The following is a 14,268-nucleotide window of genomic DNA, read 5'->3' on the forward strand; positions in this document are numbered from 1 at the left end:
GAAAAACGAAAGACTACCTAGAGGTAGTCTTTCGTTCGTTAAATAGATAAAAACTTCACACAAACGGCATAAGGAACGGTAATGTCAGATTGAAGCAGACTTAGTTTACCAGTTTCTTTGTCTCTAGCAAAAAGGACAAGGTTGCCTGACTCTTGATTGGATGCAACAATATATGATTCTGTTGGATCTAGTGCAAAGTCACGTGGCCAATCACCTTCTGTTGATGTATGTTCTAAAAATGAAAGGGAGCCATTTTCGTCTGCAACAAAGCTCGCAATACTATTATGTCCTCTATTACCAGCGTAAACAAAACGCCCATCAGAGCTAATGTGAATTGCGCTTCCTTGATTGTTTTCGGTAAAACTTGAAGGAAGTGTAGAAATGGCTTGAATTTGTTTTAAGCTACCGTTAGTTGAATCGTATTGAAGAACTAGTACCTCTCCACTAAATTCGGTCATTACATAAGCGAGTGGTTTTGTTGGATGAAACACAATATGTCTTGGGCCACTTCCAGGTTTCACAGAAAGTTCATAAACTAGAGATAATTGATCTTCTTTCAGTTCATATGTAAAGATTTTATCAATTCCAAGTTCAACTGCCACCACGTATTTTCCATCAGGCGTTAAGCCAGAGAAGTGGGTATGTGCCTTCTCCTGTCTAGGATCTGGACCGCTTCCAGTATGGGCAACACTTGAAGAAGCAGGTTGGATTTCACCCGTCTCTGCGTTTACCTTATGCACTTCAACCGTTCCTTTATGGTAGTTCGCAGTAAACAGTGCGGTATTATCTGGGTTTATCTCTAAGTGACAAGGAGGAGAACCAGCCGACCCTTGATCATTAATTTTTTGAAGCTTTCCTGTACCTTCTTCAATTGAAAAAGAAGTTACTCCACCTAGATCACCATTTTTTGAAACGGAATAAAGAAATTTGTTATCGCCTGTAATAGAAACATAGGTAGGGTTTTCTACTTTACCTGCAAGTTCAACCTTTTCAATTTTTCCAGCTTTTGTGTCTAAAACAAAGCGATAAATCCCTTCACTATCACCTTTTGTGTACGTTCCAACATATCCAATTACTTTATCAGCGCTACTCAAGGCATTCCCTCCAATAAATTAATATACAATGTTATCCTATTCTTACGGTCATTGAAAATCAAGAAGGAAGTCTTATTTTAATTATCAACTTGACAAGAAATAGAGAGAAATGTTAACTTTTCAGAAAAGTCCGTAGAACGAAATAAAGCATATTTTAGAAAGAAATAGATTTTAGGGGAGTAGGTTCGAAATGATTATTTCTCGTCTCACGATGATACTCGGAGAACTAATGGGAGCGAAGGTGCCTATTACGAGCGAGTATTTAGCAAGCGTTATTAAAGTAACATCAAGAACCATTCGTAATGATATGAAAGACCTTCAGGCAATCCTTGAAAAGAACGGTGCAGATATTAAATCAGTACGAGGAACAGGATACGAACTAGTTGTAAATAATAACCAGCAGTTTATCAACTTTATAAATGAAGTGTTTCAAGATACGGCTGAAACGAGTGTTGGAAGACCGGACTCACCTGAAGAACGGATACGGTATATTATTACGAGGCTACTTCTAACAAATAAATTTGTAAAGCTTGATCACTTGGCTGATGAAATATTTGTTAGTCGCTCAACCATATTAAATGACGTAAAGGATATTAAGAAAATCCTCTCACGGTATGGATTAAGTTTAGAAAAGAAACCTAATTATGGTTTAAGGATTAAAGGTGATGAAGTCAAGGTTCGCTTTTGTATGTCGGATTATATCTTTAATAAAAAAAGGGACGAACTTGATGTTGTTAATGAACAACTGAATATCCTTACCAAGGAAGAAATACTAGTGATTCGAAACGTCATTTTAGCGCTTATTAGAGAGCATCATATCACCCTATCTGATGTCGGGTTAAATAATTTAATTATCCATGTAGCAATAGCTTGTAAGCGCATCCGTGAAGGGAATCATGTGTTATTGTATTCAGATGAGCTAAATGAAATCATTGGACAAAAGGAATTTTCTGTTGCTGAAAAAATTGTGAAAAACCTAAGTGAAAGCCTCATGGTTGATTTTCCAGAAAATGAAGTCGCTTATATAGCCATTCATCTTTTAGGTACGAAAATGATTGAAAAATCACCTGGTGAGCAAGTGGAGAAAGTGATTGATAAAAAAATTGCTCAATTAGTATCTGATATTCTTGCAAAAATCGATGAAAATCTGTCATTAGGAATTAGCGAAGATAAAGAACTCCTAGAGCAAATGTGTCTACATATTAAGCCAGCAATCAATCGGTACCGTTATGGAATGAACTTGAGAAATCCAATGATTAATGAAATCAAGGCTAATTATCCAGTAGCGTTTCAAGCTGGGCTCATTGCTGGAAAAGAGTTAAAAAAACAACTTAGTATTGATATAGACGAAAATGAAATTGGATACCTAGCCCTCCATATTGGAGTCGCTATGGAGCGGAAGCAAATCCACCATGGTCCGAAAAGATGCTTAATTGTATGTGCATCAGGAGTAGGGAGTGCGAGATTGCTTTACTATAAGCTTCAGTCAACCTTTGGGCCAAAGCTTGATATTGTTGACACAACCGAATTTTATAAACTTCAGCAGATGGATCTACATGATATTGATTTCATTATTAGTACAGTACCTATTCAGCAAAAAATGTCCATTCCAGTCATTCATGTGAACACATTTTTAGGTGATCAAGATTTAAATAAAATTAAGTCGGCTGTATCAGAGCAAACGACAACCCTCGAGTATACAAGGGAAGAGCTAGTTTTCTTACAACAAGCACTTTTATCGAAGGAAGAAGTTTTATCTTACATGTTCTCGAATTTGAAAGAAATGGGTTTGATAGATGATGTTTTCATTGAATCAGTGAAGGAGAGGGAAGCTCTTTCCTCCACCTCCTTTGGAAATTTTGTTGCTATTCCACATCCGTTAAATCCATTAACAGACGAGACATTTTGGTCGATTTGTACCTTACAGAAGCCTATAGAGTGGGACGATAAACTGGTACAATTTGTTTGTTTGCTTAGTGTCGAAAGAGATAGTAGTGGAGATTTGCAGAGAATGTACGATATGTTAGGTAAAGTGATCGATGATCGTGAGTTAGTACAACAATTAATTAAGGCAAAGTCCTATCATGAATTTAAAGACACCTTCTTAAAATTATAGAGGCTGGTGTCTTTTCTTTTAATAGAGGAACCTGAATGGGAGCTTTTACTTTGTCGAATTAGTATAGGAGGAGTTGCGATGAATATCTTGTTATGCTGTGCAGCTGGCATGTCAACAAGCTTGCTAGTAAGAAAAATGAATCAAATTTCACTCGATCAGGGTGAAAACAATAAAATCTGGGCAGTACCCGGGGATGTTGTGTATAAACATATTAAAGACGCGGACATTATCCTATTAGGTCCGCAAGTTCGCCATCTACTACCTGAACTTAAAAAGCTTGGAGAAGAAAAAGGCATTCCAGTAGACGTAATTAACACGGTTCATTATGGTACTTGCAATGGTGTGGAAGTATTAAAATATGCAAAACTATTAAAAAATAAATAAACTGAAAAACAGGGAGTGAGTTCCCTGTTTTTTTGTGTAAAAAAGAATTCAATATCCATTTCCTTTGAGAAACGGAAAAACGATAGATGTAAGTGAAAGCGGTTTACAATTACAATAAAGACATCAAGAAGAGACAAACAAAGTGAAACAAACAAGTAAGGCTTCTTGAGACAATCCAATCATTTACTTTTAGGCTCTCAATGATTAAGAGAGCATCTCAAAATATTAGGAGGAATTTATAATGAATATTCTATTATGCTGTGCGGCAGGTATGTCTACAAGTTTACTAGTAACAAAAATGGAAGCGGCTGCAAAAGAACAAGGTCTTGAGTCGAAAATTTGGGCTGTAAGTGCAGATCAAGTAAAAGCGAATATCGATCAAGCGGATGTATTGCTTCTTGGACCACAAGTACGTTACCTATTACCTCAAATGCAACAACTAGGAAAAGAAAAGAATATCCCGGTTGATTCTATTAATCCAATTCACTACGGAATGTGTAATGGAGCAGAAGTGTTAAAAACAGCTGTAGCACTAAAAAACTAAATATCTCTGTTTAAAGAAGGGAATAAAACGTGATGAATAAGTTTTTAGGTTTCCTTGAATCAAAGTTTATGCCTTTTGCTGGTAAATTAGCCGCACAAAGACATTTAGGTGCTTTAAAAGATGGTATTATCCTAGCGATGCCAATGATTATTATCGGTTCTGTATTCCTAATCTTAGGTTTCCTACCGATTCCTGGTTATGCTGATTTCATGGCAAGTGTGTTCGGAGATCAATGGCTAGCAAAATTAATGTATCCAACCGATGCAACGTTTAACATGATGGGTCTAATCGCCGCATTCGGTATTGCGTATCGCCTAGCTGAGCGGTATGGCATTGACGCCATTACAGCTGGGGTTATCTCACTGTGTGCGTTCTTACTAGCAACACCTTTCAATGTACCGTTTACTCCAGATGGAGCAACGGAAGCCATTGCAGTTGGTGGAGCAATTCCTGTCGCACTAATGGGAAGTAAAGGACTTTTCGTAGCGATCTTAATCGCTTTATTCTCGACAGAAGTGTATAACCTTATTCTAAAGAAAAATATCGTTATTAAAATGCCAGATAGTGTACCACCGGCAGTGAGTAAATCGTTTGTTGCACTCGTTCCTGGTTTTATCGTTATTACTACTATCTTCGTTATTCGCTTAGTAATTGAATACTTTGGAATCAGCAGTATTCACGACGTGGTTCAATTAGTACTAGGAAAGCCACTAGGATTATTAGGCGGAAGCTTAATCGGTTCCATTGTTGCCTACATGCTTATCATGATGCTTTGGTCAGCAGGTCTTCACGGAACAAACATCGTTGCAGGTGTACTAAGTCCAGTATGGTTAATGGCTACAGAAGAAAACCAAATTGCGTTCCGTGCAGGTGAAGAATTACCAAATATCTTTACATCACAATTCTTTGAAGTATTCGTCAATATCGGTGGTACTGGTGCTACATTTGGTCTAGCTATGCTCATGCTTTTCTGGGCAAAGAGCCAACAAATGAAGGCGCTTGGTAAATTATCGGCTGGTCCTGGAACATTCATGATCAACGAACCAATCATTTTTGGTACACCAATCGTAATGAACCCATTACTAATCGTACCATTCTTCTTAACACCAATCGTGTTAATCATTGTAACGTACTACTCCATGAAGTTAGGTTTAGTTGCGAAGCCAGCAGGTATCGCGATTCCTTGGACAACGCCGCCAATTATCGGTGGATACCTTGCAACTGGAGGTAAAATTTCAGGTGCGGTTATGCAGGCTGTCAACGTCGTTATCGCTTTAGCTATCTACTTCCCGTTCTTCAGAATGTGGGATAAAATGAAGCAACAAGAAGAAGGCGGAGTAAATAATTCATCAAAAGTAAGCTAATTAAACGTTTAAAAAAATAGAAGGAGTATTCTCACAAGAGTTTATGTGAGAATGCTTTTTATACGGAGGGACTTACAATGGCAACAATGGAAGAAACAGTATTTCAGATTATTTTACATGGTGGAAATGGAAAAAGCTCTTCAATGGAAGCGATCGCAGCAGCGAAGCGAGGAGATTTCACAGAAGCACGAGCAAAATTACAAGAAGCAGCAGATGCATTAAATGAAGCACACCATGTTCAAACGTCATTAATTCAAGGTGAAATCAGAGGAGAAAAGGTAGAAATTTCTCTATTGATGGTTCATGCGCAAGATCATCTCATGAATGCCATTACCATGAAGGATTTAGCAAATGAATTTGTGGATTTATATGAGACGATTAAGTTAGAGAAAGTTTCTAGCTAACAATTTGGTACTGTAATTTCTAGAGAAATAAGCATAATAACAAAGAATTGGTTCTGGTGTGAGAGCATCAGAACCATCTTCATTACTTTGAAAAAAGGGATAAAACGAAGGAGAGATAGAAATGATACATAAGCAACTAAAACCGTTTCCGGAGAATTTCCTATGGGGTGCAGCTTCTGCAGCTTATCAGGTAGAAGGTGCATGGGATGAGGATGGAAAAGGACCCTCTAATTGGGATTTATTCGTTCGCATACCAGGGAAGACATTTAAGGGGACAACTGGTGATGTAGCAGTTGATCATTACCATCGATATAAAGAAGATGTGCAGTTAATGGCAGAAATGGGAATGAAGGCATATCGTTTTTCAGTGGCGTGGACAAGAATTCTTCCTCAAGGAAAAGGGGAAGTTAATGAGAAAGGTCTACAGTTTTACGATAATCTAATCAATGAGCTCGTAAAACATAATATTGAACCTGTTTTGACGCTATATCATTGGGATTTACCCCAATCGTTACAAGATGAATATGGTGGCTGGGAATCAAGAAAGATCATAGAAGATTTTACGAATTACAGTACCATTTTATTTAAGCGATTTGGTGATCGTGTTAAGTATTGGGTAAGTTTAAATGAGCAAAATATTTTTACAATGCTTGGGTATCAGTGGGCCGCTCATCCACCAGGAGTTAAGGATGACAAGCTTTTTTATCAAGTAAATCACCATGCGAATTTAGCGAATGCAAGCGTGATTAAAGAGTTCCGTAAGTATGTTCCAGATGGGAAAATTGGTCCAAGTTTTGCTTATTCTCCTGCTTATGCTGCTACATCCAAACCAACCGATATACTAGCCGCTGAAAATGCCGAGGAATTTACAAGCCATTGGTGGATGGACGTTTACGCGTGGGGGAAATATCCTGAGGCAACGTGGAACTATTTAGAAAAGAACGGATTGGCTCCTCAAGTAGAAGATGGTGACTTTGAATTATTAAAAGCTGGAAAACCTGATTTTATGGGTGTAAACTATTACCAAACAACCACATACGAAGAAAACCCGCTTGATGGAGTAACAGAAGGTCATTTTAATACATCAGGGAAAAAAGGAACAACAAAAGACAGAGGAATTCCAGGTGTATTTAAAACGGTCAAGAATGACAATTTAGAAAGAACAAACTGGGATTGGAATATTGATCCGGTTGGACTTCGAATTGGACTTCGCCGCATACAAAGCAGATACGGCCTGCCAATCTTAATCAGTGAAAACGGGTTAGGGGAGTATGATAAGCTTGAAGAAAATGATGTGGTAAACGATGATTATCGTATTGACTATATTCGAACACATTTAGTAGCCATTCAGGAAGCCATTTCGGATGGTGTTGAGATGCTTGGATATTGCGTGTGGTCATTTACCGATCTTTTAAGCTGGTTGAATGGATTCCAAAAACGTTACGGATTCGTTTATGTGAATCAACATGAAGAAGGAGAACACGACCTTCGTCGAATCAAGAAGAAAAGCTTTGGATGGTACCAATCCGTGATCGAGTCAAACGGTGAGAAACTATAAGCATATTTGGAGGTTTTAATTATGGCAAAGAAAACTTTTACAGTCATTGATGAAACAGGTATTCATGCAAGACCAGCTACACTTCTTGTAAGCACAGCAAGTAAATTCAACTCAGATGTGAAACTAGCTTACAAGGAAAAAGAAGTTAACCTCAAGTCAATTATGGGTGTCATGTCTTTAGGTATTCCTAAAGGTGCATCAATTACAATTACAACTGAGGGTGCAGATGAAGAGGAAGCGTTAAAAGGTCTTACTGATGTATTAGCTAAAGAAGGACTTGCTGAATAAAATCAAATCAAGTAGCCCCATTCAATTTTTGGATGGGGTTTCTAATTGGGAGAGAAGATACATGTCCAAAAAATTGATCTTTTTTGATATTGATGGAACATTATATAATGAAGAAAAAAAACTACCACAATCGGCAAAGGAAGCTATTCAGCAGTTAAAAAATCAAGGGCATGAGGTAGCGATTGCGACAGGGAGATCTCCTTTTAATATAACCGAGATTCGTAAAGAGTTAGAAATAGATAATTATGTAAGCTTTAATGGTCAGTATGTCGTATTAAATGGACAAGTGATATACAAAAATCCAATCAACATCTCAGCTTTAGAAGAGCTTACAAATTATTCAACTAAAAATCAACACCCAATCGTATATCTTGATCACAAAGATATGAAGGGAAATGTAGAATCACATACCATGTTAGAAGAAGCTGTTGGTTCTCTAAGTGTAAGTGGGAAGGTTGGATATGATCCTCTATATCATCGAGGTCGAGAAATATTTCAATCCTTTTTAATATATAGAGATCAAGATCAAGTGGATTATAAATCAGCATTTCCTCAATTAGATTTTATCCGCTGGCATGAATATGCGGTGGATGTGTTACCTGCTGGAGGATCTAAAGCTGTAGGAATTCAAGCAGCTATGAATCATTTTGGCATTGGACCTGAGCATGTGTATGCATTTGGAGATGGACTAAATGATATTGAGATGCTTTCCTTTGTTAAGAATAGTGTAGCAATGGGAAATGCACATGAAAAGGCGAAGAGTGCTGCTAAATATGTAACAAAGCATGTAGATGAAGATGGAATTGCGTACGGATTAGAATTGGTCGGGCTGTTGAAATAAAAAAACATCGTCAGAAGGAATCTGACGATGTTTTTTTATATTAAAAAGATGGCTACAATCGTGGTAACAATAAGACCAATACAAACAGGAAGCAGGTTTCTTCGGGCTAATTCAAACGGATCGACATTGCAAATGGCAGCTGCAGGAATCAAAGCCCAAGGAACCAATGTTCCTCCCCCCACCCAAATGGCCGAAATTTGACCAAGAGCCGTTAATGTAGCAGCACCTGCACCAATTCCTTCGGCAAATAAATTGGCCACAGAACCGGCCAGTGAAATGCCTGAAAAACCTGAACCATCTAACCCAGTAATAGCTCCGACTGTTGTAAGAGTTACCGCAGCAATCTCATTGCTTAACGGAACAATACCAGCTAAGGAGACACTAAGGTCATTGACGATTCCTTGTGATGCATCCGGTAAATACTCTCCAATGATGACAGAAAAGCCAGCATCGCCAAGATAAAAGAAGGCGGCAATGGGAATAACAGGTCCAAAAACCTTAAACCCAAATTGAAATCCTTCAATTAAATAACTTGTTGTTTTTTCAAGACCTTTGTTTTTATGCCCGACGATTGTGATGAGTATAAGGATAACGATCGATGTTCCACCCACTAATGCCGTTGCGTCCCCACCCTGTAAATCGAGTAAGAACATAGCGACCACATCTAATAAAAACAAAAAAGGGATTAGGAGCGAGAAAAATCGTTTTTGTCGAAGAGATAATAAATTTTTCTCTGTATCATCATCTGAAGATTTAGATTGAATATAAGAAGTTGTGGGTAGCTTCCCGAGTTTCATATCGCGTTTTAAGAAGAAGAAAGCAGTTATTGTTGTAACCACACCCATGACGATGACAAGCGGAATACTAGCACTAATAACCTCACTAACTGGTAATCCTGCAGCATCAGCCGTTAATTTGGGTGCAGCTTGGATAATAAAATCACCAGAAAGCGCAATTCCGTGACCGAATAAGTTCATAGCCATGGCCGCACCCAAGGCAGGTAGACCGACTCGGATTGCGACAGGTAGTAATACCGCACCTAGGAGTGCAACGGCAGGAGATGGCCAAAAAAACCAAGAAATCACCATCATCAAAATACCAATTGTCCAGTATGCGAGTGCGGGTGTACGTATGATTTTTGCAAAAGGAGAAATCATTACGTCATTAATACCGGTTGTAGTTAAACTTTTACTCATAGCTACGATAATGGAAATGACTAATATAGTGGGGAGTAGCTCCGTAATAGCAAATATAAAACTAGAAAATATATCACTAATAGAAGCGCTAAGTGAACCGGTAGCCGTAATCGCTATTAAAAATATTCCCGTAATACAAACGAGTGAGGTATCTCTTCTCATAACCATAAAGCCTATAATTAAAATGATAAAAGAAAGGTAAATCCAATGTAATGCTGTTAACTCAATACCCATCGAACAAACTCCTTTCTCCTATATAAGGGGACATGCCTTTTTAGGCTTTTGCCCTTATATGGTTGGTTGCTACAGAATATGTAAAATGGGCAAAGATGTGAGAGGGAAAACAAAATCTTTCCGTCCCTAGACGGAGAAAAAGAACACCTCGAGTTTGGTTCAAGTTTTCAAAAGAAGAGGTAAGATGAATGAAGGAGAATATGCAAAATTATCGAATTATTAAGCTATTGATTGAAAGTAGGCGGATGATTTGAGATATCAAACTATAAACCAAGTGCTTTTTGCAATAATGCTCTTACTGGTGGGTGGAGTGCTCCTACTTGTTAATATAGGTGTCATTTCCTTGGAAATAACAGAGTTATTTGTCGTTTCTTATCCATTTCTGATATTTGCGATTGCGACGATTCTCTGTGTAAAAGCCTTAGGCGAAAGGAGAAATTTGTTTTTCTCTTTATTTTTATTTCTTTTTTCTTCTATATTAATATTTGATCGATTTGGAAAATTAGATTTTGGATTTTGGGAGTTTTGGAAGCTTTGGCCATATATTATTATTTATTTTGCGATTAGCTTGCTGACTAGAAGAAATAAAATTAAGTTTCATTTTCATGAGGATATGCCTAAAGATGCGTTTAAAACGAATGATGAAAAAGGGAAGAAAAAGAGAAAAAGAGCTAGAGGTTTTTCGATTGGTGATGTTAGTTTTAAACAAGCCAATTGGTCAGTAGAACCAATGGAGCTCTATAACACAATTGGAGACTACTTCATTGATTTTAGCCAAGCATATATTCCAGAAAAAGAAACGCCGATTATCGTTCAAGGATGGATTGGTGATGTCAAGATGATCATCCCAGAAGATGTCCCTGTTTTTGTCCAATCTTATATAATCTATCCTTTAATCCTAATTGTAAAATTATTATCATAACAAGCTTTTATGATGACGAACAAGTATTTCCTGCGATTGAGGCTGGGGTATTTAGTTATATGTTAAAAACTGCAACTGCTGATGAAATCGTTCAAGCGATTAGAAAATGTGCCCGAGGAGAATCAGTGATCGAACCGAAAGTAGCCAATCGGATGATGAGTCGTTTGAGAGTGAAAGAAAAGAAGCCCCATGATGAGCTCACTGATAGAGAAATGGAAGTATTAATATGCATCGGGGATGGAAAAACGAATCAGGAAATTAGTAATGAGCTATACATCGGTGTGAAGACAGTGAAAACTCATGTGAGCAATATTTTGAGTAAATTACAAGTAGCTGATCGAACTCAGGCGGCGGTATATGCCAATCGAAATGGACTAATGAAGTTAGAAAAGGGCCGGGATGGATAACATTCCCGGCTTTTTCTTATTCCTTCTCTAGGGCAAGGTGGTATTTTGTCACAAAGGAAGGTCTAGTGAAGATCGATGGTTGCTGCTGATCAATCCCCTTATCGGTTTTTCTTCTCTCATGAGCCTTTTCATAAGCCTTAGACTCCTGCCAATTTAAAAAGTCTTTTTCTTCTTTCCATGCAGTCAAAATGACGTATGTATCGTTAGAAAGGGGACGTAGCACTCGAATGGCTGCAAAACCAGGTTCTTGTTCAATGAGTCTGGCCCTATTTTTAAAGCGATACTCGAACACAGGTCTACCTTCTTCACTAACAGGAATATTGTTAAACACAAAAAATGCTCCATTTGCCAAAACCCCTGATTGATCAATCACTTCATACTTCCTTGGGGATGCGAAGACCGTATTGCCATCTGTTTCATGGATGAGAAGGGTTGTTTCATTATCCTGCATAAGCAGCATCTTTTCCTGAAGATACTTTTCCTTTAGTGCGTGCATAAATTCATAGGTTCCATTCGTCATAAAGATATTCATACTCTTTCACCCCTTTCAATGTAATAAATTAATTATAACGAGAAGAGTTACCCAATCCTAATTTCAACTTGTTATAGAATAAAACCATTTAAAAAAAAGAAGATTTTTTGACAGATGAGGCGGTTATCTATACATCTATAGTAGAAAAAGCTATATTAGAAGATGTGTATGTAAGCGCAGTATTTTTAAAATATGAGTAAAGTATATTAAAATGGGAGTTAGCTTGTTTTTTTGAAAGGGGTCAACATAATGGTTAGACAAATTAATGAAACATTTTTAAAGGCAGCAAGAGGAGAACAAACGGATTATACCCCTGTTTGGTATATGAGACAGGCAGGCAGGTCTCAACCTGAATATCGTGAAATTAAAGAAAAATATTCTTTATTTGAAATCACTCATCAGCCTGAGCTGTGTGCGTATGTAACAAGACTTCCGGTGGAGCAATACGATGTTGATGCAGCCATTTTATATAAAGATATTATGTCACCGCTACCTGCAATCGGGGTAGATGTAGAAATAAAATCAGGAATTGGGCCGGTTATTTCAAATCCTATTAGATCTTTGGCTGATGTAGAGAAATTAGGCGAGATTCACCCTGAAGAGGATGTTCCATATGTGCTGGATACGATTAAGCTTCTAACGGAGGAACAGCTTAACGTGCCCCTTATTGGATTTGCAGGAGCACCTTTTACACTAGCTAGCTATATGATCGAAGGTGGACCATCGAAAAACTATAACAAAACTAAAGCATTTATGTACTCAGAACCAAAGGCATGGTTTGCACTAATGGATAAATTGGCAGAGATGACTATTACATATGTGAAATCACAAATAAAAGCAGGCGCACGGGCCATTCAGATCTTTGATTCTTGGGTTGGTGCCCTAAATGTTCAGGACTATCGCTATTTTATAAAGCCAGTGATGAATCGGATTTTTAGTGCACTTAGAGAAGAAAACGTTCCATTAATTATGTTTGGTGTAGGTGCAAGTCATTTGGCTCTAGAATGGAATGATCTTCCACTAGATGTAGTAGGGTTAGATTGGCGTCTACAAATTGAAGAAGCTCGCCAAATAGGAGTGCATAAAACGGTTCAAGGAAACTTAGATCCGGCTATTTTATTGGCTCCATGGGAAGTAATAGAGGAGCGTGCCAAAGCGATCCTTGATCAAGGACTGGCACATCCAGGGCATATTTTTAACTTAGGACATGGTGTGTTTCCTTCCGTTAATCCTGAAACTTTAAAGCGATTAACAACTTTTGTTCATGAATATACAGCAATAAACAAACGTTAATAATTATTAATTAATAATTATTATTATATTTTAAGTATTATTACTAGCACTCTCACGGTTTTTTTGGCAAAATAAATGAATGAGTGAGAAAATTGCTGAATAATCGTGAATAAACAGGATGTGAGGGATAGTATGACAAAGAAAGTAATGGGGCTTTTAGTAATGGCCTATGGAACTCCTTACAAGGAGGAGGATATTGAACGTTATTATACGCATATTCGCCATGGCCGTAAACCGTCTCCTGAAATGCTAGAGGATTTAAAAAATCGCTATGAAGCAATTGGTGGCATCTCTCCACTAGCTAAAATCACGCAGGAACAAGGAGAGGAATTACAAGAGCATTTAAATAGAGTTCAGGATCAAGTGGAATTTAAGCTTTACTTAGGTTTAAAGCATATCGAACCGTTCATTGAAGATGCTGTGAAACAAATGCACGACGATGGCATTCAAGAAGCAGTGAGTATCGTGCTTGCGCCGCATTTTTCTACCTTTAGCGTAAAGTCATACAACGGACGAGCTCATGAGGAAGCGGAAAAGCTTGGAAATCTTAAAATTACATCAGTTGAAAGCTGGTTTGATGAGCCGAAGTTTATTCAGTATTGGTCTGAGAAAGTAAAGGCAACTTTTGATTCTATGCCAGTAGAAGAAAAGGATCATTCAGTTTTAATTGTTTCTGCGCATAGTCTACCTGAGAAAATCCTTCAATCGGGGGATCCATATCCGGAGCAGCTTCAAAAAACAGCTGATTACATTGCTGAGAGTGCCGGTGTAAAAAACTATGCAGTTGGCTGGCAAAGTGCAGGAAATACACCAGAGCCATGGCTTGGACCTGATGTTCAGGATCTCACAAGAGAGTTGTATGAAAAGAATGGTTATAAAGCATTCATATACACACCAGTTGGCTTTGTCGCTGACCATTTAGAGGTTCTCTATGATAATGATTATGAGTGTAAGATTATTACGGAGGAATTAGGTGTGTCGTATTACCGACCAGAAATGCCGAATTCACAACCATTATTTATTGATGCGATGGCAACAGTTATACTGGACAAGTTAAATATGAGATAAAGTAAACAACTTTTAGAAAAGAA

14 protein-coding genes and 1 pseudogene are annotated in these 14,268 nt (G+C 37.8%); 12 read left to right on the top strand and 3 right to left on the bottom strand.

The window, feature by feature from the left end; all coding sequences use genetic code 11:
• Positions 1–38 precede the first annotated feature (38 nt).
• Positions 39–1,094 (bottom strand): lactonase family protein, encoded by a 1,056-nt coding sequence (locus ACFFHF_RS07295; RefSeq protein ID WP_160548203.1) that lies wholly within the window; start codon positions 1,092–1,094, stop codon positions 39–41.
• A 190-nt stretch (positions 1,095–1,284) separates the two neighbouring features.
• Here ACFFHF_RS07295 and ACFFHF_RS07300 point away from each other — a divergent pair, with 190 nt between their 5' ends.
• From ACFFHF_RS07300 to ACFFHF_RS07335, 8 genes are all read left to right on the top strand, one after another.
• Complete coding sequence (locus ACFFHF_RS07300) at positions 1,285–3,210, top strand: BglG family transcription antiterminator (RefSeq protein WP_160548204.1); 1,926 nt, start codon at positions 1,285–1,287, stop codon at positions 3,208–3,210.
• Positions 3,211–3,288: 78 nt separating this feature from the next.
• Complete coding sequence (locus tag ACFFHF_RS07305; RefSeq protein ID WP_160548205.1) at positions 3,289–3,594, top strand: PTS sugar transporter subunit IIB; 306 nt, start codon at positions 3,289–3,291, stop codon at positions 3,592–3,594.
• A 241-nt stretch (positions 3,595–3,835) separates the two neighbouring features.
• Positions 3,836–4,138: a PTS sugar transporter subunit IIB gene (locus ACFFHF_RS07310; protein ID WP_160548206.1), complete on the top strand. Its 303-nt coding sequence runs from the start codon at positions 3,836–3,838 to the stop codon at positions 4,136–4,138.
• Positions 4,139–4,170: 32 nt separating this feature from the next.
• Positions 4,171–5,502, top strand: a complete 1,332-nt coding sequence (gene celB, locus ACFFHF_RS07315) for a PTS cellobiose transporter subunit IIC (RefSeq protein WP_340906168.1) — start codon at positions 4,171–4,173, stop codon at positions 5,500–5,502.
• Positions 5,503–5,579: 77 nt separating this feature from the next.
• Positions 5,580–5,906 carry a PTS sugar transporter subunit IIA gene (locus ACFFHF_RS07320; RefSeq protein WP_160549167.1) on the top strand — a complete coding sequence of 109 codons (327 nt, stop codon included), beginning with the start codon at positions 5,580–5,582 and terminating at the stop codon, positions 5,904–5,906.
• Positions 5,907–6,027: 121 nt separating this feature from the next.
• Positions 6,028–7,464: a glycoside hydrolase family 1 protein gene (locus ACFFHF_RS07325; RefSeq protein WP_160549168.1), complete on the top strand. Its 1,437-nt coding sequence runs from the start codon at positions 6,028–6,030 to the stop codon at positions 7,462–7,464.
• A gap of 21 nt (positions 7,465–7,485) precedes the next feature.
• Positions 7,486–7,752, top strand: a complete 267-nt coding sequence (locus ACFFHF_RS07330; protein WP_119707141.1) for a phosphocarrier protein HPr — start codon at positions 7,486–7,488, stop codon at positions 7,750–7,752.
• Positions 7,753–7,813: 61 nt separating this feature from the next.
• The gene (locus tag ACFFHF_RS07335) at positions 7,814–8,593 is read left to right on the top strand and encodes a Cof-type HAD-IIB family hydrolase (protein ID WP_160549169.1); all 780 of its coding nucleotides are present in this window, start codon (positions 7,814–7,816) and stop codon (positions 8,591–8,593) included.
• A gap of 35 nt (positions 8,594–8,628) precedes the next feature.
• Here ACFFHF_RS07335 and ACFFHF_RS07340 read toward each other — a convergent pair whose 3' ends face one another.
• Positions 8,629–10,023, bottom strand: coding sequence for a hypothetical protein (locus ACFFHF_RS07340; protein WP_160549170.1), 1,395 nt, complete (start codon positions 10,021–10,023; stop codon positions 8,629–8,631).
• A gap of 289 nt (positions 10,024–10,312) precedes the next feature.
• Between ACFFHF_RS07340 and ACFFHF_RS07345 the strand changes: the two genes are divergently transcribed.
• The gene (locus tag ACFFHF_RS07345) at positions 10,313–10,945 is read left to right on the top strand and encodes a LiaF domain-containing protein (protein WP_377057858.1); all 633 of its coding nucleotides are present in this window, start codon (positions 10,313–10,315) and stop codon (positions 10,943–10,945) included.
• Positions 10,921–11,352, top strand: a pseudogene (locus ACFFHF_RS07350) (response regulator transcription factor); the annotation flags it as partial. The gene ACFFHF_RS07345 and the pseudogene ACFFHF_RS07350, both read left to right, overlap by 25 nt.
• A 16-nt stretch (positions 11,353–11,368) precedes the next feature.
• Here ACFFHF_RS07350 and ACFFHF_RS07355 read toward each other — a convergent pair.
• Positions 11,369–11,884 carry an antibiotic biosynthesis monooxygenase family protein gene (locus tag ACFFHF_RS07355; RefSeq protein ID WP_377057802.1) on the bottom strand — a complete coding sequence of 172 codons (516 nt, stop codon included), beginning with the start codon at positions 11,882–11,884 and terminating at the stop codon, positions 11,369–11,371.
• A gap of 249 nt (positions 11,885–12,133) precedes the next feature.
• Between ACFFHF_RS07355 and hemE the strand changes: the two genes are divergently transcribed.
• Both hemE and hemH read left to right on the top strand, forming a co-directional pair.
• Positions 12,134–13,177, top strand: coding sequence for a uroporphyrinogen decarboxylase (hemE, locus tag ACFFHF_RS07360; protein WP_160549174.1), 1,044 nt, complete (start codon positions 12,134–12,136; stop codon positions 13,175–13,177).
• A gap of 132 nt (positions 13,178–13,309) precedes the next feature.
• Complete coding sequence (hemH, locus tag ACFFHF_RS07365) at positions 13,310–14,245, top strand: ferrochelatase (RefSeq protein ID WP_160549175.1); 936 nt, start codon at positions 13,310–13,312, stop codon at positions 14,243–14,245.
• Positions 14,246–14,268 lie beyond the last annotated feature (23 nt).

Origin of the sequence: Robertmurraya beringensis, assembly GCF_042433785.1 — a bacterium.
Taxonomy (GTDB): domain Bacteria; phylum Bacillota; class Bacilli; order Bacillales; family Cytobacillaceae; genus Robertmurraya_A; species Robertmurraya_A beringensis.

Coding starts and splice junctions, on each gene's coding strand:
- ACFFHF_RS07300 (WP_160548204.1), top strand. CDS start 1,285: ATGATTATTTCTCGTCTCACGATGATACTCGGAGAACTAATGGGAGCG.
- ACFFHF_RS07305 (WP_160548205.1), top strand. CDS start 3,289: ATGAATATCTTGTTATGCTGTGCAGCTGGCATGTCAACAAGCTTGCTA.
- ACFFHF_RS07310 (WP_160548206.1), top strand. CDS start 3,836: ATGAATATTCTATTATGCTGTGCGGCAGGTATGTCTACAAGTTTACTA.
- celB (WP_340906168.1), top strand. CDS start 4,171: ATGAATAAGTTTTTAGGTTTCCTTGAATCAAAGTTTATGCCTTTTGCT.
- ACFFHF_RS07320 (WP_160549167.1), top strand. CDS start 5,580: ATGGCAACAATGGAAGAAACAGTATTTCAGATTATTTTACATGGTGGA.
- ACFFHF_RS07325 (WP_160549168.1), top strand. CDS start 6,028: ATGATACATAAGCAACTAAAACCGTTTCCGGAGAATTTCCTATGGGGT.
- ACFFHF_RS07330 (WP_119707141.1), top strand. CDS start 7,486: ATGGCAAAGAAAACTTTTACAGTCATTGATGAAACAGGTATTCATGCA.
- ACFFHF_RS07335 (WP_160549169.1), top strand. CDS start 7,814: ATGTCCAAAAAATTGATCTTTTTTGATATTGATGGAACATTATATAAT.
- ACFFHF_RS07340 (WP_160549170.1), bottom strand. CDS start 10,023: ATGGGTATTGAGTTAACAGCATTACATTGGATTTACCTTTCTTTTATC.
- ACFFHF_RS07345 (WP_377057858.1), top strand. CDS start 10,313: ATGCTCTTACTGGTGGGTGGAGTGCTCCTACTTGTTAATATAGGTGTC.
- ACFFHF_RS07355 (WP_377057802.1), bottom strand. CDS start 11,884: ATGAATATCTTTATGACGAATGGAACCTATGAATTTATGCACGCACTA.
- hemE (WP_160549174.1), top strand. CDS start 12,134: ATGGTTAGACAAATTAATGAAACATTTTTAAAGGCAGCAAGAGGAGAA.
- hemH (WP_160549175.1), top strand. CDS start 13,310: ATGACAAAGAAAGTAATGGGGCTTTTAGTAATGGCCTATGGAACTCCT.